The organism is Hymenobacter frigidus (assembly GCF_014640435.1).
Taxonomy (GTDB): Bacteria; Bacteroidota; Bacteroidia; order Cytophagales; family Hymenobacteraceae; genus Hymenobacter; species Hymenobacter frigidus.
This window is the reverse complement of record NZ_BMGY01000022.1, coordinates 1-20,214: the sequence shown is the minus strand read 5'-3', so window position 1 is coordinate 20,214 and position 20,214 is coordinate 1. Positions and strand designations below refer to the sequence as shown.

16 protein-coding genes, 2 tRNA genes and 1 pseudogene are annotated in these 20,214 nt (G+C 59.2%); 9 read left to right on the top strand and 10 right to left on the bottom strand.

Features of this window, described 5'->3' with window-relative positions; translation table 11 throughout:
- Window positions 1-42: 42 nt before the first annotated feature.
- Window positions 43-1,041, bottom strand: coding sequence for an aldo/keto reductase (locus IEW17_RS12470; protein WP_188562377.1), 999 nt, complete (start codon window positions 1,039-1,041; stop codon window positions 43-45).
- Between the two features lie 189 nt (window positions 1,042-1,230).
- Between IEW17_RS12470 and IEW17_RS12465 the strand changes: the two genes are divergently transcribed.
- Window positions 1,231-1,932, top strand: coding sequence for a DsbA family oxidoreductase (locus IEW17_RS12465; RefSeq protein ID WP_188562376.1), 702 nt, complete (start codon window positions 1,231-1,233; stop codon window positions 1,930-1,932).
- A gap of 77 nt (window positions 1,933-2,009) precedes the next feature.
- Here IEW17_RS12465 and IEW17_RS12460 read toward each other — a convergent pair whose 3' ends face one another.
- The 3 genes from IEW17_RS12460 to mfd are packed head-to-tail and all read right to left on the bottom strand — an operon-like array spanning window position 2,010 to window position 6,581.
- Window positions 2,010-2,459, bottom strand: a complete 450-nt coding sequence (locus IEW17_RS12460) for a GNAT family N-acetyltransferase (protein ID WP_188562375.1) — start codon at window positions 2,457-2,459, stop codon at window positions 2,010-2,012.
- A 6-nt stretch (window positions 2,460-2,465) separates the two neighbouring features.
- Window positions 2,466-3,155 (bottom strand): DUF6624 domain-containing protein, encoded by a 690-nt coding sequence (locus IEW17_RS12455; RefSeq protein WP_188562374.1) that lies wholly within the window; start codon window positions 3,153-3,155, stop codon window positions 2,466-2,468.
- 9 nt (window positions 3,156-3,164) lie between these two features.
- The gene (gene mfd / locus IEW17_RS12450; protein WP_188562373.1) at window positions 3,165-6,581 is read right to left on the bottom strand and encodes a transcription-repair coupling factor; all 3,417 of its coding nucleotides are present in this window, start codon (window positions 6,579-6,581) and stop codon (window positions 3,165-3,167) included.
- Window positions 6,582-6,861: 280 nt separating this feature from the next.
- On the opposite strand from mfd, the gene IEW17_RS12445 reads away from it, so the two are divergent.
- Together IEW17_RS12445 and IEW17_RS12440 are read left to right on the top strand one after the other, a co-directional pair.
- Complete coding sequence (locus tag IEW17_RS12445) at window positions 6,862-7,599, top strand: metal-dependent hydrolase (RefSeq protein ID WP_188562372.1); 738 nt, start codon at window positions 6,862-6,864, stop codon at window positions 7,597-7,599.
- Window positions 7,600-7,983: 384 nt separating this feature from the next.
- On the top strand, window positions 7,984-9,003 hold the full coding sequence (locus IEW17_RS12440; protein WP_308420620.1) for an NYN domain-containing protein: 1,020 nt from the start codon (window positions 7,984-7,986) through the stop codon (window positions 9,001-9,003).
- An 83-nt stretch (window positions 9,004-9,086) separates the two neighbouring features.
- On the opposite strand, the gene IEW17_RS12435 is transcribed toward IEW17_RS12440, so the two are convergent.
- A complete protein-coding gene (locus tag IEW17_RS12435) occupies window positions 9,087-9,581 on the bottom strand; it encodes a PaaI family thioesterase (protein WP_188562370.1) in 495 nt (164 codons plus the stop codon).
- Here IEW17_RS12435 and IEW17_RS21475 point away from each other — a divergent pair.
- A pseudogene (locus IEW17_RS21475) lies at window positions 9,526-9,968 on the top strand (Mpo1-like protein). The gene IEW17_RS12435 and the pseudogene IEW17_RS21475 sit on opposite strands and share 56 nt — an antisense overlap.
- Before the next feature lie 63 nt (window positions 9,969-10,031).
- On the opposite strand, the gene IEW17_RS12425 reads toward IEW17_RS21475, so the two are convergent.
- Entirely contained in the window at window positions 10,032-10,490 is a 459-nt protein-coding gene (locus IEW17_RS12425; protein ID WP_188562369.1) for a GNAT family N-acetyltransferase, read from the bottom strand.
- Window positions 10,491-10,598: 108 nt separating this feature from the next.
- On the opposite strand from IEW17_RS12425, the gene IEW17_RS12420 reads away from it, so the two are divergent.
- Together IEW17_RS12420 and IEW17_RS12415 are read left to right on the top strand one after the other, a co-directional pair.
- On the top strand, window positions 10,599-11,090 hold the full coding sequence (locus tag IEW17_RS12420) for a YajQ family cyclic di-GMP-binding protein (RefSeq protein WP_188562368.1): 492 nt from the start codon (window positions 10,599-10,601) through the stop codon (window positions 11,088-11,090).
- 106 nt (window positions 11,091-11,196) lie between these two features.
- Window positions 11,197-11,970 carry a TerC family protein gene (locus tag IEW17_RS12415; RefSeq protein ID WP_188562367.1) on the top strand — a complete coding sequence of 258 codons (774 nt, stop codon included), beginning with the start codon at window positions 11,197-11,199 and terminating at the stop codon, window positions 11,968-11,970.
- Window positions 11,971-12,323: 353 nt separating this feature from the next.
- On the opposite strand, the gene IEW17_RS12410 is transcribed toward IEW17_RS12415, so the two are convergent.
- From IEW17_RS12410 to IEW17_RS12400, 3 genes are all read right to left on the bottom strand, one after another.
- Window positions 12,324-12,746: a hypothetical protein gene (locus IEW17_RS12410; RefSeq protein ID WP_188562366.1), complete on the bottom strand. Its 423-nt coding sequence runs from the start codon at window positions 12,744-12,746 to the stop codon at window positions 12,324-12,326.
- A 137-nt stretch (window positions 12,747-12,883) separates the two neighbouring features.
- The gene (locus IEW17_RS12405; protein WP_188562365.1) at window positions 12,884-15,706 is read right to left on the bottom strand and encodes a M36 family metallopeptidase; all 2,823 of its coding nucleotides are present in this window, start codon (window positions 15,704-15,706) and stop codon (window positions 12,884-12,886) included.
- Window positions 15,707-15,858: 152 nt separating this feature from the next.
- Complete coding sequence (locus tag IEW17_RS12400; RefSeq protein ID WP_188562364.1) at window positions 15,859-16,392, bottom strand: RNA methyltransferase; 534 nt, start codon at window positions 16,390-16,392, stop codon at window positions 15,859-15,861.
- Between the two features lie 249 nt (window positions 16,393-16,641).
- On the opposite strand from IEW17_RS12400, the gene mutS reads away from it, so the two are divergent.
- From mutS to IEW17_RS12385, 3 genes are all read left to right on the top strand, one after another.
- Window positions 16,642-19,332 carry a DNA mismatch repair protein MutS gene (gene mutS, locus IEW17_RS12395; protein ID WP_188562413.1) on the top strand — a complete coding sequence of 897 codons (2,691 nt, stop codon included), beginning with the start codon at window positions 16,642-16,644 and terminating at the stop codon, window positions 19,330-19,332.
- 140 nt (window positions 19,333-19,472) lie between these two features.
- A tRNA-Gly gene (locus tag IEW17_RS12390) sits at window positions 19,473-19,548 on the top strand.
- Window positions 19,549-19,634: 86 nt separating this feature from the next.
- A tRNA-Leu gene (locus IEW17_RS12385) sits at window positions 19,635-19,717 on the top strand.
- A gap of 278 nt (window positions 19,718-19,995) precedes the next feature.
- Here the strand turns inward: IEW17_RS12385 and IEW17_RS12380 are convergent.
- Window positions 19,996-20,166, bottom strand: a complete 171-nt coding sequence (locus IEW17_RS12380; protein ID WP_188562363.1) for a hypothetical protein — start codon at window positions 20,164-20,166, stop codon at window positions 19,996-19,998.
- Window positions 20,167-20,214: the final 48 nt, after the last annotated feature.

The window sequence follows — 20,214 nt, the reverse complement described above, 5'->3', positions numbered from 1 at the left end:
TAAATGTAGGAACCCGTTGTATCGCGCCCTGGCTGGCCCGCGCTACGCCGGGGCCGACTGCAGCGCCACCAGCTGCTTGTTGATGTAATCGAGCTCCTCAAAAGTCAGGTTCAGGTCGATGGCCCGCGCGTTTTGCACGGCTTGCTCGGGGTTGCGGGCCCCCACCAGCGCCCCGCTGATGCCGGGCTGGGCCAGCGTCCAGCGCAGCACCAGCTGGCCGAGGGTGGCGTTTTTGGTTTCGGCCAGCGGGCGAATTTTGTTGAGCGTGGCATTCACGCGGGTAATGCTTTCGGGCGTGAACAGGCGGTGGCCGTTGCGCAGGTCGCTGGCATCGAAGTGCTGGCCCGGCTTCATTTTGCCCGTGAGCAGGCCCAGCTGCAGCGGGCTGTAAACCAGCACGACTTTTTTATGCTCGATGCAATGCGGCACTACGTCGGCTTCAATATCGCGCCGCACCATGCTGTAGGGCACTTGGTTCGAGACGATGTTCAGCGTCTTTTCAGCTTCCTGCATTTGGGCCACCGAGTAGTTGCTCACGCCGGCAGCCCGCACTTTGCCCTGCTCGATGAGGCGGCTCACGGCCTCCATCGTTTCGTCAATCGGCGTGGTCACGTCGGGCCAGTGCTGCTGGTAGAGGTCGATGTAGTCGGTGCCGAGGCGGCGCAGGCTATCCTCACATTCCTTGATGATGCTGGCGCGCCCCGCGTACTTGTACACATCGAGGTCGTGGCCGTTGTTATCCTTGCTTTTCATGGCGAAGTCGCCCTTGGCCAAATCCCAGCGCATGCCAAATTTGGTGAGTATTTGCACCTTGTCGCGGGGCAGGGTCTTGATGGCTTCCCCCACGATTTCCTCGCTCAGGCCCTGCCCGTAAATGGGGGCCGTGTCGATGCTGGTCACGCCCAAATCGTAGCTGGCGTGGATGGCCCCTACGGCGTCGTTTTGCTCGGTGCCGCCCCACATCCAGCCCCCGGCCGCCCAGCTGCCAAAGGTGATGCGCGAAACGGTGACGCCGGAGTTGCCTAGTTCTTGGTATTCCATGAGGATTGAGTTGAGGTTGGATGGTGCCCGAATGCGGGCCGTGAAACGCCAGGGAAGCTAACTGCGATGCGTGGGCGAGGATTATGAACGTGTTAGGCATGACGTTCTTTTTGTCCTGCCTGCTTACCCGAAACTATTCCGCTCGTCCGTTCCTTATAGCTCCTTCCGTAGCTTTAAAAAATCAAGAATATGAAAGTTGAAATCTGGTCTGATGTGGTGTGCCCATTCTGCTACATCGGCAAGCGCAAGTTTGAAAATGCCCTCAAAGACTTCGCGCACCGCGACGAAGTAGAAGTCGTGTGGCACAGCTTCGAGCTGACGCCCGATTTCCAGCCCATTCCCGGCGAGAACATCCACGAGTCATTGGCCAAGAAAAAAGGCGTTTCGGCCGAAGAGGGCCGGAAAATGAACGACTACATGGCGGGCGTCGCCAAAGAAGTAGGTTTAGATTATGACTTCGACCGCGCTATTCCGGCCAATACCTTCCTGGCGCATCAGCTCATTCACCTCGGGGCCCACCACGGCCGGCAGGATGCCACCAAGGAGCGCCTCATGGCCGCCTACTACCTCGAAGGCCAGAACATCGGCGACCTCGACACCTTGGTAGCCCTCGGAGTTGAGCTGGGTTTTGACCCCACCGAAACCCGCACCGCCCTCGCGGCCGGCACCTACGCCGAAGCCGTGCGCCAGGACGAGTACCACGCCCAGCAAATCAACGTACGCGGCGTGCCCTTCTTCGTGTTTGAGGACAAATACGCCGTATCTGGCGCGCAGCCCACCGAGTTATTCACGGAGGTGCTGGACAAGGTCTGGGACGAGTTCAAGCCCGCCAAACCGGCCCTGACGATGCTGGCCGACGGCCCCGCCTGCGGCCCGGAAGGGTGTGACTAATTAGCTAAGAACTTAACAGCCAAACGTCATGCCGAGCGTAGCGAGGCATGACGTTCTTGTTTTCGTGGTGTCTCGTCTTACGCCCGTCGCATCGGGATATGCGGGATACCGTCTTCCACGTACATCGGTCCGCATTGCTCGTAGCCGAATTCGTTGTAAAAACCTTCCAAGTGCTGCTGCGCCCCAATCTTGTTGGCTTGCGGCCCGAACAATGCATCGGAGTGCGCCAAGGCCTGTCGCATTAGCTCGCGTCCCAGGCTGAAGCGGCGGAACGGCTGGGCCACGATGACGCGCCCGATGCTGGCTTCGGGGTAGCACTTGCCGGCATCGAAAAGGCGGGCGTAGGCCACCAGCTCGCCGCCTTCGTTGTAGCCCAGCAGGTGGTGGGCGTCGATGTCCTGGCGGTCGATGTCCTGGAATACGCAGTTTTGCTCCACCACAAACACCTCGGAGCGCAGGCGCAGCACGTCGTAGAGAATCAGGGCCGGGAAGGATTCAAAAGGGAGGCAGTGCCAGCGGATGGTCATAAATACTTATTGTTTGGGCATTTTCTCAACGTCTTTCAGCGTCACTACGCGGTAGGGGATGCCCAGCACGGCCGCGTTCTGCTCCACCGTGGTGCGGAAGCCGGCCTGCTGGCGTCGGGCATTCACCTTGCCCGCATCCTTGATGGGCCACACGAAGGGCGGCTGCACCTCGCGCCGGCCGGTGGCCGGGTTGGTCACATTGTAGCCCACGGCTTGGGTGCCGTAGCGCTGCTCCTTGCCGGTGCGCATGAGCTGGCGGTCCAGCATCTGGCCGTAAAGGTAGAAGGGTAATTCCCCTTTGTTAGCGGCTTTTTTGATGAGCGGCAGGTACTGCTTAATGTCGTCGGAATGCTGAATAACCAGCCACGCGGTTTCATTCGCGGGCTCGCTTACCAGCGACTTGCCGGGGTAGCCGTATTGCTTCACAAGGGCTTTGATGCGCCCTAGATTGGTCGAATCCGTGCGTGCCATCTGGCGGCCGATGTAGGGCCCCAGGTTCTCCCGCGCCACGCCCAGCGCGCGGGCCAACGAGTCGGGACGCCGCGAAATGCGCTGGTCAAACAGCATCATGCGCCACCGCTGGTCGGCGGTATAGATGCTGTCCAACTCCTGATTGAGGCGCAGGTAGGGCGTGGTCTGGGCCATTACGGGCTGCGCCAGCAACCCCAGCAACAAGCCGAAAAGTAGAAGCTTCATAAGCGAAAATTAAACGGCCACGGCTTCCTCGCTGCCCAGTTCGCTTAGCACGCGCTTGGCCTGCTGAATGGACCGGATTTCCTCAAACGTCACAATCAGCTGGTCCTTTTTCTCTTTCAGGCTGGCCGTGCGCGCGTGCGTCTGCACGTAGTTGAGAATGGTGCCGAACTGCTCGCCCTGGAAGTAAGCCTTGTGGTCGTCATCGGCGGGCAAAAAGCCCTTCAGCGTGTCGCGCTTCAGCGTGATTTTGGTGAAGCCCACCTTGCAGGCCTGCCAGCGCAGCCGCACAATGTCGGCGAGCTGCTCCACCTCGGGCGGCAGCGGGCCAAACCGGTCTACCATGCTGGCCAGCAGTTTGCGCAGCTCCTCCGGCTTCTGGGCGCGGTCGAGCTTGGCGTAGAGCTGCAACCGCTCCGATACGTTGCTCACGTACTTCTCGGGGATGAGGACTTGCTGGTCGGTTTCCACGTTGCATTCGTGGGCGCGGCTGGCCCCGGCGGCCATCTGCAGGCGCTGGTTGGAGTCGCCCATAAACAAGTCGCGGAATTCGGTTTCCTTCAGCTCCGTCACGGCCTCGTCCAGAATCTGGTGGTAGGTTTCGTAGCCCAGGTCGTTGATAAAGCCCGACTGCTCGCCGCCCAGCAGGTTGCCCGCACCGCGAATATCCAGGTCGCGCATGGCCACATTAAAGCCCGCGCCCAGGTCCGAAAATTCTTCCAGCGTGCTTAGGCGCTTGCGCGCATCGGCCGGCAATTGGGCCACCGGCGGCGTCAGCAAATAGCAGTAGGCTTTGCGGTTGGAGCGGCCCACGCGGCCCCGCATCTGGTGCAAATCCGAAAGGCCGGCCAGGTGAGCGCGGTTGATAATGATGGTGTTGGCGTTGGGAATGTCCAGTCCGCTTTCGATGATGTTCGTCGAAACCAGCACGTCGTATTCGCCCTCCACGAACTTCATCATGCGCTTTTCCAGCATCTCGCCGTCCATCTGCCCGTGGGCGTAGGTGATTTTGGCATCGGGCACGAGGCGCAGGATGGTGCCGGCCATTTCCTCGATGTCCTTCACGCGGTTGTGCACGAAAAAAACCTGCCCGCCGCGCTTCAATTCCCGCGCCACCGCGTCGCGAATCAGGATTTCATCATACACGTGCAGCTCCGTGCTGACGGGCTGGCGGTTGGGCGGCGGCGTGGCAATCACGCTCAAATCGCGGGCCCCCATCAGCGAGAAGTGCAGCGTGCGCGGAATGGGCGTGGCCGAGAGCGTAAGCGTGTCCACGTTTACCTTCAATTCCTTGAGCTTATCCTTGGTCTTGACGCCGAATTTCTGCTCCTCATCAATAATGAGGATGCCGAGGTCTTTGAATTTGATGTCCTTATTCGTCAGCCGGTGCGTGCCAATGAGAATGTCGGTTTTGCCCTCCGCCACGCGCTGCAACGTCTCTTTAATCTGCTTCGTCGACTTAAACCGGTTGATGTATTCCACCGTCACCGGCAGCGTGGCCAGTCGGTCGCGAAACGTCTTGTAGTGCTGCATCGCCAGAATGGTGGTGGGCACCAGCACGGCCGCCTGCTTGCCATCGGCCACCGCCTTAAACGCCGCCCGAATGGCTATCTCCGTCTTGCCAAAGCCCACATCGCCGCAAATCAGCCGGTCCATCGGGTGGGGCTGCTGCATGTCGTTTTTCACGTCCTCGGTGGCCTTGGCCTGGTCGGGCGTGTCCTCGTAAATGAAGCTGGATTCCAGCTCCGCCTGCAAAAAGCCATCAATGGAAAACGCGAAACCAGGCGCGGTCTTGCGCTTGGCATACAGCCGAATAAGGTCGGCCGCAATGTCCTTCACCTTCTTCTTCACCGACCGTTTCTTGTTCTCCCACTCCGGCGAGCCCAGCTTGCTCATCGTAGGCGGCGAGCCTTCCGCGCCGCTGTACTTCGCAATCTTGTGCAGCGAGTGAATGCTCACCGTCAGCAAGTCATCATCCCGGTAAACCAGCCGAATGGCCTCCTGAATCTGTCCGTTTATCTCCACCTGCGTGAGCCCCGCAAACCGCGCAATGCCGTAGTCCTGGTGCGTCACATAATCGCCGGGTTGCAGCGTTTTTAATTCGCGCAGCGTCAGCGCTTTTTTCTTCGAAAATTTCCGCGCTTCCTGCGCCCGGTAATACCGCTCAAATAATTGGTGGTCGGTGTACACGGCCAGCTCAAGCTGCTCATCCACAAAGCCTTCGCGCAGTGCCAGCAGCAAGTGCTGAAATTGTACGTTGTTATCTAATTCATCGAATATCGTCCGCAGCCGGTCGGCCTGCCGCACGGTGTCGGCCGTAATTATCGTGGTGAAATTGCGCAGCTGATTCTCCTTCAAATTTTTCACCATCCGCTCAAATTCCTTGTTGAAACTCGGTTGCGGCTTGGCGGTAAATTGAAAGGTGTCGGCGTTCTTGAAATGAAACCGTTTGCCGAATTCCACTACCGCGAATTCGTCGAGCAGCTTCTTAAAACTCTTGCCCGATTCGAATAAGTCGCCGGGCTTGCTCACGATTTGCATGCCGCCCGCCTCGCCCAGCATCTGCTGAAAATTGGCTTCGGCTTTCTCGTACAATTCCGTCACCACGTCCAGCGTCTGGCGCACGTCTTTGGCCCAAATACAGGCCGTGCGAGGCAGAAAATCAAAGAAAGCCTCCCGCGTTTCCGTCAGCATTTTGGTCTGCACGTTGGGAATAATACTGATGCTGGTTCGGGCTTCCACCGATAGTTGCGTCTCGGGATTAAACGTGCGAATGCTCTCTATTTCATTGCCAAATAATTCCAGCCGAAACGGCAATTCATTGGCGTAGCTGAACACGTCCACAATGCCGCCGCGCACCGCGTACTGGCCGGCTTCGTACACGAAATCCGTCTTTTCGAAATCGTATTCGCCCAGCAGTTCGCCCAGGAAATTCACGTCCAGTTTATCGCCCGCCTTCGCATTGAACGTATTCTTCACCAGGCTCTGCCGGTTAATTACCTTTTCCGTCAGCGCCTCCGGATACGTCACGACAAACACACTATTGGCGGTGCTGCTGGCGGCCCGGGTCGTGTTGATGCGGTTCAGGGCCTCGGCACGCATCAGCACGTTGGCGTTTTCGGTTTCGTCGAACTGGTAGGGCCGCTTGTAGGAACTCGGGAACAGCAGCACCTCGGGCCCCTCGGGCAGCAAGTGCTGCAAATCGGACAGAAAATACGAGGCCTCTTCCTTATCGTGCATGATGAACACGTGCGGGTGTTGGGCGTTCGCGGTGGCCGCCGCCACCACGGCATCCTGGCTGCCGACTAGGCCGCGCAGGTGCAGCCGCAGGCCGCTGGGGTCGGGTTTGGCGGCTTCGCGCAGGCGCGAAGCCAGCACTTGCAATTCGGGCGAAAGGCGGTATAAACGGAGAAAATCAGCTACTTGCACGAATAATCAGGCTAGGACGGGGCAAATGAAGTAGCCCGGCCGGATAATTCTCCGGTCGGGCAGCGGGGTAAATACACCGCAATGGTAGCGAAGGTTTCCGGGGTGGCCGTAGCTTCGCGGCCCAATTAGTTGCACTAGCCAGGAACGGCTGTCATCCTGAATCCGGCGTCCACTTGCGAAAGACCTTGCCACGGCAGAACAAGTCGTTTGGGAGTGATAAGGTCCTCCGCAAGCAGACAACAGGCTTTCGCCAGCAACGAGTAACCAGAAACCACCATACATGCGCGGCTCTTCTCACCTGGCCATCGGCCTCATTACCGGCGTGGCCGTAGCCGGACTAGTGCCGGGCATTCCGTTTTCACTGGCGGGCATTGCCCTGGCGGGTTTCTCCAGCCTCGCGCCCGACCTCGACCACCCCGACAGCCGCCTGAGCAAGCGCCTCGGCTTCACCCAAAATTACGTGCGTTGGGCCTTCGCCGCCGGGGCGCTGGCCCTGGCCGCCTATGCCTACCTGCAGCTGGGGCCCGGCTCCGAACAGCGCCTTTACTACACGGCTGCGCTGGCTTTCGGGCTCATCGGCGTGGGCCTGCAGGGCGGTTCGGCGCGCAAGCTGGCGCTGCTGTTTACCGGGCTGGGCACCGTGGTGGCCGGCCTCTACACCGAGCAGCTGTGGCTGAGCCTGCTGGGCACATTTATAGCTATGGCGCCCTTCACCACCCACCGCTCCCTCACGCACACCATCTGGGCCACGGCTCTCTGGACCTACATCGGCTACCTGGCCGACCAGCACCTGGGCTGGCGTGGCATCGCCCAGTACGCCGGTGCGGGCTACGTGTCGCACCTCGTGGCCGATACCTTGACCAAGGCCGGCGTGAGGTGGTTGTTGCCCTTGCCGTTCTGCTTCAAAATCCCGCTCATTAGCACTGGTTCCGCCACCGGCAACATGCTGGAAGTCGGTATTTGTGCCGGCTATGGGCTACTGGTTTTGGGCTTGGTGGTAGGCAATATGAGGTTTTAAACAACCTGCCGGGGCAGTTGCGCCGGAAGGGGGGCTTGGCGTGGGGCTTACTGTTGCATAAGTCAGCTAAGATTATTAGCTTCGCAGCAGATATGCCGGTTTATTAGGGTAGTGTTGGTATTGATTCGTGCTATTATTCTGCGTTATCAACCGACCCACCCGTCTGGTATTCGATAAATCTTAATTAACTGACCCCCACGCGGGATTTGCCGCGCACTTAGCGTAGCATCTGCTTACTGTTAACCCAGGTCTGTTTTTCGTTGGTACGGCTTGCGGCAAGAATACTTGCGCCGCCGGCTTTGCCCTGTTTCTACTTGTTCACGCCAGCTGCTTCCACCTGAAACACTTTTCTAAACTTTACTTAACCCGATTACCATGAACCAGATGAACAGCCCTTTAATTCGGGTTGGTGTCTTTTATGACGGCAACTATTTTTTAAAAATTAGCGACTATTATTATTTCCAGCACGAGCGCAAGGCACGCATTAGCCTTGAAGGACTGCACGAATATATTCGCCATCAGGTGGCCGAGGAAGAAGACGTAGACGTGCGCCTAGCGCAAATCACCGACGCGCATTTTTTTCGGGGCCGCCTCTCGGCCACCGAAGCCCGCGACAAGGACCGGCTGTTCCACGACCGCCTGCTCGACGATATTTTGATGAACCTGGGCGTGCAAACGCACTACATGGCCCTGAAAACCCGCGACGGCCGCCTCCAGGAAAAAGGCATCGACGTGTGGCTCTCTCTCGAAGCCCTGGAGTTGGCCCTGCACAAAACCCTCGACGTGGTGGTGCTCATCGCCGGCGACTCCGATTACGTGCCCCTCATCCGCAAGCTCAACACCGTGGGTACCCGCGTAATGCTGCTGAACTGGGACTTCAAATACGAAGACTTCAAGGGGGAAACCCGCGTCACGCGTGCCTCACAACAGTTGCTGGAGCAGGTGACCTACCCCGTGGCCATGCACGACGTGATTGACCGCGGCCTGCAGGCCCAGGACGAAGTGGTGGAGGGCCTGTTTGTGAACCAGATGGAGCCCGCCGCGTTTGCGCCCAGTTCGGCCGCTGCGCCCAAGCTGGCCCGGCCCACCGGCCCCACCGCCGCCGGCCCCGTGGGCACGCTGGGCATGAGCACCATCAAAAACCTGAAAAACGGCTTTGGCTTCGTGGTGATGCCGCCCAACAATCTATTTTTCAGCTACGCCGACCTCACCGAAGGCGACTTCAACGACCTGCGCGAAGGCGATTGGGTGGAGTTCACGGTGGGCCGCAACCACCGCGACGAAGATTGCGCCCGCAACGTGCGTAAAGTAGCCGCGCCTCAGTTGGGCGAAGGCGAGGACGAGTACGAAACCGCAAACGCGCATTCAGCTACGGCCGAATTTTCGGCTACAGCTGAATTGTAGCAGCGCAGGCACTCGCTGCGTACTGCCAGAAAAGTCCCGGTCCTATCCAGAGCCGGGACTTTTTTTGTGCGGTTAGGTACCGGCTACTGTATCATCAGCTTCGCGAAGTCGCGCTTGTTGGCCGGGTAGCGGTTGAACGTGCCTAAGCCGCGGGCTACGGCCATATCGGGCTGGCCTTCGCTAACGCGATAAACTACGCAGCTGCTTACCACCAGCGTGTTACCGGTGTGGTCGACTATGCCTTTGGCTACCAGCGCATCGTGCAGGTGCACGGCGTGGAGGAAGTTCATTTTGAACTCGACGGTAGAAACGAACTCCTGGTGTACGAAAGCCAGCGACAGGGCCGCGGCCCCGAGGGTGGCGTCCATCAGGCCGGCCAGTACGCCGCCGTGGCAGGTATTAGGGGAGGAGAGGTGCTCTTCGCGGATGCTCATGCGGTACTCGGCCTGGCCGGGCACAGGCACCGTGAGGAGCATGCCGTTGGTGCGGCCGTAGTGGTTCATGTTATTATAGGCAGCTACCATGGCGGCGAAGCCGGCCCCGGCGGAGGCGGCAGCAGCAGGAGAAATGTCAGACATGGGCGAAGTGGCGTTGAAGCGGAAAAAGAGTAATTGCGGGGCAAGTTTGAGGAAAATTCTGTTTCATTTGCCAAAGCAGGACGGGCGACTAGGCCGTGCTGTCCCGCTGTTCTGCCTGTTTCGTCGCTGTCATGTCTGCTTTGCCGCTCACGTTCGCGAATTTTACCCCCGCTACCTGCGCGAGCACAGCCGGCGCGGCACCCGAATCCTGCATTTTGTGGGCACTATGTTGTTTTGGTAAGCGTGGTGCTGGTGGCCATCACCGGGCGTTGGGGCTGGTTGGCGGCGGGCATAGTAGCGGCTTATGGCTTTGCCTGGGTGGGCCACTTTTTTGTGGAGCACAACTTTGTGGAGCACAACCGCCCGGCCACGTTTCAGCACCCCTGATTTTCGCTGCTCGGCGATTTTCGGCTGTACGCCGACTTGTGGCGGGGCCGCGAGAAGTTCTAGCTACAGCGGCTTGCGCATCAGAAAGTGTGGTAGCACGCCAAACAGCGTGTGCGATGGCTCCACCACCGCGTAGCCGTGCCGCTCATAGAACGGTACGGCCGTTGCGCGGGCGTGCAGCACTATTTCGACCAGGCCCGCGGCTTGGGCCTGCACCTCCAGGTACCGCAGCACCTGACTGCCCAATCCTTGCCCGGCCGCTGTCGGCGCCACGGCCATGAAGCGTACCTGTCCCTGCCGCGCATCCAGCCGCTGGAGCATGCCCACGGCCAGCGCGGCGGGCGCGGCCGGGCCAGCGGCCAGCAGCAGCGCGTGAACGGTGCCGGGCTCATCATCGGCGGGCGTGCGCTCCGAGCCGATGGGCTGCTGCCAGGGCTGGCGCAGCACGGCATGGCGCAGGGCGTAGTAGGCGGCCCACTCGGCGGGCGTGCGGGGAGCGGCGATGGAAGTAGGCGCGAGCATGGGCAGGAACAAAGCGGAATGATGAAGCAACTGCGGCCGGTTCGGGTTGTTACCTTTACGCTCCGGCTCCGGCCGAACCTTTTTTATCAAAATTACGCCCCATCCGCCATGGCATCCTTCGACATCGTGAGCAAAGTAGACCCGCAAACCCTGGAAAACGCGGTGAATACGGCCCAAAAAGAACTGCAAACCCGCTACGACCTGCGCGACACCAAGGGCGGCATCGAGCTCAACAAGAAGGAAAATACCATTTTGCTTTCGTCCGAAAACTCGATGCGCGTGAAGGCGCTGGAAGACATCTTACTGGGCCGCGTGGTGAAGCAGGGCATCGATGGCACCAGCCTCGATTTCTCGGCTGAAGAGCAGCCCAGCGGCAACCTGATTAAAAAAACCATCAAGGTGCGCGCCGGGGTAGACAAGGAGTTCGGCCGCAAAATCATCAAGGCCATCAAAGATGCCAAGGTGAAGGTGGAAGCCCAGATGCAGGACGACCAGGTGCGCGTGACGGCCAAAAAAATTGACGACCTGCAGGCCGCCATTGCCGTACTGCGCCAGTCCGATATCGGCCTGCCGTTGCAGTTCGTGAACATGAAAAGCTAGAAAATGTGAAAATGTAATGATGTGAAGGTGTGAAAATTAATCAGCACGCTTGATTTTTTCAATTTTCACATTTCCACATCTTTCATATCGCCACATCTAATAACTTATGTACGATTTTTCGGCCTTTACCCATCCGGCTACCTGGATAAGCCTGCTGACCCTCACGTTCATGGAAATCGTGCTGGGGATTGACAACATCATCTTCATTTCCATCATCGTCAACCGGCTGGCTAAGGAGAAGCAGGCGCGCGGCCGCACCATTGGGCTGCTGCTGGCTTTGCTGTTTCGCATTGGCCTGCTGCTGAGTATTTCCTGGATTGTGAGCTTGCGGACGCCGCTGTTTACCGTCAATATTCCCTCTTTCGTAAATAATTTCGGCGTGACCGGGCGCGACCTGATTCTGTTGGCGGGCGGCTTATTCCTGATGTACAAGAGCACCACCGAAATTCACACCAAGCTGCAGGGCGATGAGGAAGATGAGGGCGGCAGTGGTACCGGTGCCTCCATGATGAGCGTGATTCTGCAAATCATCGTCATCGACATTGTGTTCAGCTTCGACTCCATTCTGACGGCCGTGGGCCTCGTGGATAACGTGCTGGTGATGATTGCGGCCGTGATTGTGGCCATGGGCATCATGTTGGCGTTCAGCGGGGTGATAGCGAATTTTGTGAACAACAACCCCACCATCAAGATGCTGGCTCTGTCCTTCCTCATCATGATTGGCTTCATGCTGGTGATGGAAGCCGCCCACAAGGAAGTGGAAAAGGGCTACCTCTATTTCGCCATGGCCTTCTCGCTGACGGTGGAAATCCTGAACCTGCGCCTGCGCAAGAAGGCGAAGAGCAAGCCAGTGCATCTGCGCGACTCGCAGTACGACTAACCACTGAGTTAGTGCGCACGAGGCAACGCTCGGAAAAGCCTGGCTTTTTTTACAGCAGAAATCGTTTCAACAAGCAAGCCCCGTAAGGGAATTCCCATTGTAGTGGGGTTCCTTTACGGGGCTTGCTTGTTGAAACGATTTCTGCTGTTTAGTGATTTGTCAGTCAGTCATGCCGAGCGCAGCCGAGGCATCTCGCTCGCTTCGTTGAACGGCCCGGACGGCACACGCGAGATGCCTCGGTCCCTGGCTTGATGCGCCACATGCTCGGCATGACAGTTACTTAGTTTTTTTGAGTTCCTAAACAGCTTCACAGTAAATAACGGCTGATATTTCTACTCAGTGCTAATGAATTTTCAGCCTAATAACGCCACCACCTCGTTGGTCTGGTCGAGCACGCGGCGCAGGGCCAGCTCCAACAGGCGGCGGTTGAGCTCGGGACGGTGCTGGCGGTAGAAGGCGTACTCCTCGGACGTGAACTGGCCGGTTACCAGGCCGAGGACGGTATAGCGCAACTTGATATTGCGGCCTAGCAGCTCGGCCAGCTGGCGCTGTTGGTCGACGAGGCTGGCTTTGGTCAGTGGCATGTGGTGGTCGAGCACAAAATCGGCTACGGCAGTCAGCAGCAAAGCATTTTGCAGCTTCAGCACCGGGCGCAGCGTGGTGTGCAGAAAATCGCCCACGCTGGCTGTCATTTCGGTCGGCACGGGTTCTATCTGAACATGAGGGCGCAGGGCGAGCAGGGGTGCATCGGGGCGGGAAGCAGAGTCAGGAAGCATGAGAGCAACAGAAGGAAATGGAAGAGAGCGGCCAGCAGCACCGGCCCACAAAAGCTAACAAAAAAAGGGTGCCCAACGCTTAGTCGGGCACCCTTTTTTGTTGGCTGCGGCGTAGCGCAAGTCTGCCAGTCAGCCAGTTAGTGCTTCACCTGAACTTTGGTGGTGAAGGTGCCTTCGCTGGTGACAACCCGCACAATGTAGAGGCCTTCGGCCAGATTGCTGGTGTTCACCGTGAGGCCGCGCTGCAAGTCGCCTACGGGGGCGGTGGTCGTGGTTACTACCTGGCCAATCAGGTTCACGAGGCTCACCCGCACCGCCGATTTGCTGGCGAGTTGGGCCTGGATGGTCAGCACGTTCTGCGCCGGGTTGGGGTAGGCGTCCACCAGGCTGCCATTAATGGCGCTGGCGCTCTGCGTGCCGAGTGGCGTAGTGCGCGGGTCGAGCACGGGCGTGGGCAGCGTGCCGACAGGCATGTCGAAGGCGGCCGTAATACCGGTGGTGGTGGGTAAGCCATTGGTGCGAACACCACCTACGGCGCTGAAGCCCATGCCCCGACGGGCAAACATCGTCCAGATAACTGCGGAGTTGGCCGCGCCGTTGACCAGCGAGTCAGCCCGCAGAATGGCGTTGCGGCCATCGAGGAAGCTGGGGTTGCACACCTGCAGCTTGCAGCCTTCCAGCACCAGTCTCAGGAAGCGGTTGTTGCCGCCGGTCTGGGCCAGCAAGTCGCTATTGTAGCCGTAGCGGTAGATAAACTGCCAGTTCAAATCCCAAAGGGTCGCCGCCCATACTTCTCCGATGGCGTGGGTTTGGCGGTAGTTAGTGGTGCCAATCACGCCGTAGTTATGGTTGTTCACCGTCATGTCGTCGGAGTAGGGCTTGTTGCGGATGCCGCCGCCGGTAGTGGGTTGCCCCGATGCGTAAGTGCCAATGCCACGCGACGTACGGCCCACGTCGCCGGGACGGGTACTCATCCACAGACCGAAAAAGTCACCCCAGCCTTCGCCCATGCTTTGGGTGGCGGTGGTACCGTCGGAGGCAATGTTGCAGCTGGAGTTGCCGGGGCCGCCGGTGAGGCGGGTGTGAATGCCGTGACCAAATTCGTGTGCGATGATGCCGTTGTCCATCGAACCGTCGTAGTCCGGACTGGTGGTGGCGCAGCCCACTACCGGCGTGCCAGCCTGTAGGGCCTGGCGCAAGCGGGCTCCATCCACGCCATTCATGAAAACTGCGGGAATGCGAATGCCCACCGTGTCGGTGCCGCCCATGCTAACGTACGCGGTACCAGTGGCCAACGAATCGATGACAATAGCCATAATAGCGCCGTTTTGCTGGGCCTTGCGCACCTTTTCGGTGAAGTTTCCGGTGTTGCCGCCGGCGGGGAGCTGCGAGCAGCCGCGGCGCATAATCAGCGCAATTTTGCCGTTTACGGCGGCGGCGTTCACGTAGGGGGTCGCGCAGCCGTGCAGGCCGCCGTTGCCCGATACGCCGTCGTTCACCGCTACCACGGTGCCGCACAGGCCCTGCGGAAACTTCGACAGGCTCCGGCCAAATGCAGCGGGAACCACCGTGAGGGCCCCGGCCAGGCCGGACGGCGACGAGATGGTGAACGTGGGCCGCACGGGGTTGTCGAACAGGTACATCTGCATGCGGCCGGACTGGCCGTCCACTGGGGTCGACATGTTGGCGTTGTTGCGGCCGCTGCCATCCTGCGCCTCGGCGCGCACAAAGTCGCCGCCCAGGCCCTGGTTGGGGGCGTTGCGGTACTGGAAGTTGCCCGATACTTCATCAAACCCCTTGCTCATCATCACATCATGGAGCATGTTGTTCCAGTAGAACAGGTTGGTGATGGCGGCCGGGGCACCGGCTTTGGAACCCGCAGGCTGGCTGAAGGGAAAATCGAAATCGAGCGCGGCAGTACCGTCGGGCGAGTTGGTGTTTGACAGCAGGTTGCCGTTGCCGCTCGTGGTGCTGGGGCTGTCGTCGTAGGCCGCTACGTTGTTGCCACGGGTGAGGAAAAACCCCGAACTGATACGGCTATAGGCATCCGGGAAAGTGCCGGCAGGCGCCCGGGCATCGTTCACCTGCCAGCCGTAGGGCGAATAAGCGGTGTTGATGCTGCTGAAAGGTACGGCGACGCGGTTGCCAAAAGTAGGCCCCTCAACAGGTACCGGAAACACTGTCAGGCTGTTGGGCGTGGCCAGGGTGCCGCGGCTGGCCGTGGTGGTTGGCTTGGGCGCGGCGGCGGTGGCGGCGGCAACAGCAGTGCGGCTACCCAGGGCGCGAGCCGTAAGCTGTTGAAAAGAGACTTCCTCGCTGATTACGTAGTCTGCCTTGTCGAGCAGCAGGCCGGTGTGGGCATCCACGCGGGCTGTCCAGTGATGCTGCTGGTCGAGTTGGGCAATGGTGACGTCCCACACCAGGCGTAACTGGCCATTCACGGGCAGGTACATCAGGCGCACGGGAATGTCATATTCCGAAATGCCCCCGTTGTTGAACAGCAGGCCATCGGCCGGGCGCGCCTCCCGCACCAGGGTAACACCCACTGGGTGGGGCAATTTCAGGCCGGTAGCCGCTGCCGTGATGGCTTGCTCGGCCGTGAGGGTAGGCGTAGCTGAAGGAGCCAGCCGAGCGGCATTCACCACAAAACCCTGGTGCATGAGCACGGGCTTGCCGGTGCGGTCGGTGTGCACGTCGCCCACGGCCCCGTACACATCCAGCCCATTCACGCGCTGGCGCAGGTAGCTGTGGGTCAGGCCGGTAACCTGGTCAAAATACGAGCTGGTGACCGACGGATTGGCTGCATCGTTCTCGCGCAGGCCCTGCCGCTGGCTTTGGGTGGCGAAATACGTGAGGGCCTGTGTCGATGGCGTTCCCGACTGGGCCAGTGCCCCGAGTGGTCCTGCCAAGGCCAAGGCCAGCAACGCACCAGCCCGTGGTTGGGTAAAAGAAAACTTCATTCAGCTAGGTAAAAGAGTGGATATGAAAAAGCCGTAGGATTGGATGATAGTAGCAGCCAATAGGACGCACCACCAAATTTAATACAATCTTTTGGTCCCCACAGCCTGAAGACTCTCTTTCGTGCAAAAAAATGCCACAATCGATTGTTATTCTACACCACGCCCAGCTTCACCAAGGCATCCCAGAGCACCACACCGGCCGCCACGCCCACATTAAGGGAGTGCTTGGTGCCGAATTGCGGGATTTCCACGGCCAAATCGCACAGCTCCAGGACCGCATCATCCACCCCAAAAACTTCGTTGCCGAGCACCAGTGCCAGCGGCCGGCCCGTTGCCGGCCGAAACTGCGGCAGCGCGACGCTGCCCGTAGTCTGCTCCACGGCCACTACCTGGTAGCCGGCCTGCTTGAGGGCGACCACGGCGGCGGCGGTTTCGGCGGCGTATTCCCAGGCCATGGATTCTTCGCTGCCGAGGGCCGTTTTGGTGATTTCGCGGTGCGGCGGGCGCGGCGTGATGCCGCAGAGCCAGATTTTCTCCAGCGCAAAGGCATCGGCCGTGCGGAAGATGGCCCCCACGTTGTGCATGCTGCGCACGTTGTCGAGCACCAAAACCACGGGGCTTTTGGGCGTGCTCTTAAAATCGGCCACCGGCAGGCGGTTGAGTTCGGCCATGGTGAGTTTTCGCATGGAAATAGCGCGAACTTTGCGGTTCGCCTTGTCGGTTTAGATGGGTGAAAACTGGTCCTTCGGTTTTAGCCGGGCCGCACCGGGCGCTTCGAAAGTTGCCGCCGCCCTTCCTCGTTCATTTACCCTAACTGCGCGCCGCAAAGGTCGCGCTACGTCGCCTTGCCTGCACCCAAAAAAGAATTCGTCATCAAGTCCGTTGGCCCCGACCATTTCACCGTGCCCATTCCGGCCGTGACCGAAACGCCGCTGATGAAGCAGTACTACCAGCTCAAGCAGCAGCATCCGGGCGCGGTGCTGCTGTTCCGGGTCGGCGATTTTTACGAGACGTTTGGCGAGGATGCCGTCACGGCCAGCCGCATTCTCGACATCACGCTCACCAAGCGCGGGGCCGGCAGCAGCAGCGAAGTGGCCCTGGCCGGCTTCCCGCACCATTCCCTCGATAATTACCTGCCCAAACTGGTGCGCGCCGGTCAGCGCGTGGCCATCTGCGACCAGCTCGAAAATCCCAAGGAGGCCAAAGGCTTAGTTAAGCGCGGCATCACCGAACTCATCACGCCCGGCGTGAGCATGCACGACAACGTGCTCGAGCGCCGCTCGAATAACTACCTCGCCGCCATTCATTTCGGCAAATCCGAGGCCGGTATTTCCTTTCTGGATATTAGCACCGGCGAGTTTCTGGCCGCGCAGGGCACGCTCGATTATCTGGGTAAATTGCTCCAGAATTTCAGTCCCGCCGAAATCCTGTTCTGCAAGAAAAACCGGGGCGAGTTCGAGCAAACCTTCGGCCCCGATTATTGCACCTACGCGCTGGATGAGTGGGTTTTTGGGGCCGACTACGCCCACGATACCCTCACCCGCCACTTCCGCACTACTTCGCTCAAAGGCTTCGGTGTTGATAACCTAAATGAGGGCGTGATTGCGGCCGGCTGCATCCTGCACTACCTCGCCGAAACCAAGCACACCAACATCCAGCACATTGCCAGCCTCGGCCGTTTGGAGGAGGACAAATACGTCTGGCTCGACCGCTTCACGGTGCGTAATCTAGAGTTGGTGCACGCCCAACACCCCGGCGGCGTGCCCCTCATCGACGTGCTCGACCAGACCCTGACGCCGATGGGCGCGCGCCTGCTCCGCAAGTGGATAGTGCTGCCACTGAAGGAAGTAAGCCAGATTCAGCGCCGCCTCGATACGGTGGCCGCGCTGGTGGCCGATGAGGATTTATTAGCCGACCTCACCCAGCACTTGCGCCAGATTAATGATTTGGAGCGCCTGATTTCTAAAGTAGCCGTGCGCCGCGTGAACCCGCGCGAATTGCTGCAGCTGGCCCGCGCCCTAGAAGCCGTGGCGCCCATGCGCGAGCGACTGGCCGCTTCCGGCGTGAAGGCGTTGGTGAAACTGGCCGACCAGCTGAACCCCTGCGCCACGCTGCGCCAGGAAATCTTCGCCAAAATCAAGCCCGACGCGCCGCTGCTCACCAACCAGGGCGGCGTGCTGAACGCGGGCATCGACGCGGAGCTGGACGAGCTGCGCGCGCTGGCTTTTTCGGGCAAAGACTACCTGCTGCAGCTGCAAATGCGCGAGCAGCGCAATACCGGCATTTCGTCGCTGAAAGTGGCTTATAACAAGGTGTTCGGCTATTACCTCGAAGTCACCAATTCCCACAAGGATAAGGTACCCGCCGAGTGGATTCGTAAGCAAACGCTGGTAAACGCCGAGCGCTACGTGACCGAGGAGCTGAAAACCTACGAGGAAAAAATCCTCAACGCTGAGGAAAAACTGTTTGTGATTGAGCAGCGGATTTATAACGAGCTGGTGCTGGCCGCGCTCGATTTTGTGCCCCAGATTCAGCAAAATGCCCGGGCCATTGGCGTGATGGATTGCCTGGCCAGCTTTGCCCTCACGGCCCGGCAGCAGCGCTACGTGCAGCCCGTGGTGAACGACGGCACGGTGCTCGACATCCGCGCCGGCCGCCACCCCGTGATTGAGCGCCAGCTGCCGCCCGGCGAAAGCTACATTCCCAACGATATCTGCCTCGACCAAAACGACCAGCAAATCGTGGTGATAACCGGCCCCAACATGGCCGGTAAATCGGCCCTGTTGCGCCAGACGGCCCTCATTGTGCTACTGGCCCAAATCGGCTCCTTCGTGCCCGCTGATGCCGCCACCATTGGCATCATCGACAAGATTTTCACCCGTGTGGGCGCTTCCGACAACCTGAGCAAGGGCGAAAGCACCTTCATGGTGGAGATGACCGAAACGGCCTCCATTCTCAATAATCTCTCGGACCGCAGCCTGGTGCTGATGGACGAAATTGGGCGCGGCACCAGTACCTACGACGGCATCAGCATAGCCTGGGCCATTGTGGAGCACCTCCACAACAACCCCAAAGCCAAGGCCAAAACGCTCTTCGCCACTCACTACCACGAGCTCAACCAGCTGGCCGACGACTGCCCCCGGGTACGCAACTACAACGTGGCCGTGAAGGAGTCCGACGGCCGCATCCTGTTCCTGCGCAAGCTGCAGGCCGGCGGTTCTGAGCACAGCTTTGGCATTCACGTAGCCCGGCTGGCCGGCATGCCCACCAGCGTGGTGCTCCGCGCCAATGAAATCATGCACCACCTCGAAGTAGAGCGTGCCAGCGCGGGCCTTGAGAACGGCGCGCCTACTGAGTTCGACGACGTGCTGGCCGGCCTGGAAGCCAATGGCAGCCGGCCGGGCACGGTGCCGCCGCCCCGGCAGCCGGCCACGCCCCAGCCCCGCGCCACCTCCGCCGTGGCCACAGCCCCGCGCCCCAAGGTGCAGCTGAGCATGTTCGAGCCGTCCGACCCGGCCCTGGAACGCATCCGCGAGCTGCTGGAGCACCTCGATGTGAATACCCTCACGCCCATTGAAGCACTGATGAAACTGAACGAATTAAAGCTGACGCTGGGTAAGGTGTAAATTTTTCGGCCTGAAAATGAAGTGGAAAGGCCTCAGGAGTGAAAATTTCCACGCTTGGTACTTGCATCCCCAAAAAAGGCCCTTACCTTTGTCGAACCATTCAGCGCTACAGAATAACAAACAGTAGCAATGAACCTCCTGCGAGAGTAGCTCAGTTGGTAGAGCGCGACCTTGCCAAGGTCGAGGTCGCGAGTTCGAACCTCGTCTCCCGCTCCAAGTTAAAGAAAACGCTGTCTTCGGACAGCGTTTTTTGTTTAAGCAGAACCCGGATTTTTGGGTTAATTTTGACGAATACAACCCCTGCCGGAGTGGTGGAATGGTATACACGAGGGACTTAAAATCCCTTGCCTTCACGGGCTTACGGGTTCGAGTCCCGTCTCCGGTACTGATGCAAAAAGGGCCGACTGCTTACTAAGCAGTCGGCCCTTTTTGCATAAAGCTTCGTAACAAGCCATCGGCTTCGAGGCCAGAAAAGCCCAAAGGGGTAGAATGCTCATGATGACAGCATTTCTGTTTTTCTAAACAGCTTAAAAGTTAAAATACAAATCTTCAGTATTTTAACTTATTCTGAATAGGTGCATGAATCTAAGAGCCGCTCTATTTACTTGTAGCGCGCTACTGTGCTGCCAAGTGTCGGCCATGAAGCCAACCGCTTTGGGGGGACTATGTAGGGGAAGCCTTTGGGTCGAAGCCGGCCCGAAATAGGACGTAAAGCCCAGCTACAGGCAGCGGACTCACCACGAAGTCCAAAATTTGGCGGCTTAGCTGGTAAGCCCAGGTTACATCGCCGGCCAGCTTGGCAGCCAGCACAATGGCTATCCTATGTTCAGACACGACCTCTTAATTTAGGTCAATGAAGGAAAGGAGTGGAGTAAGATTCTA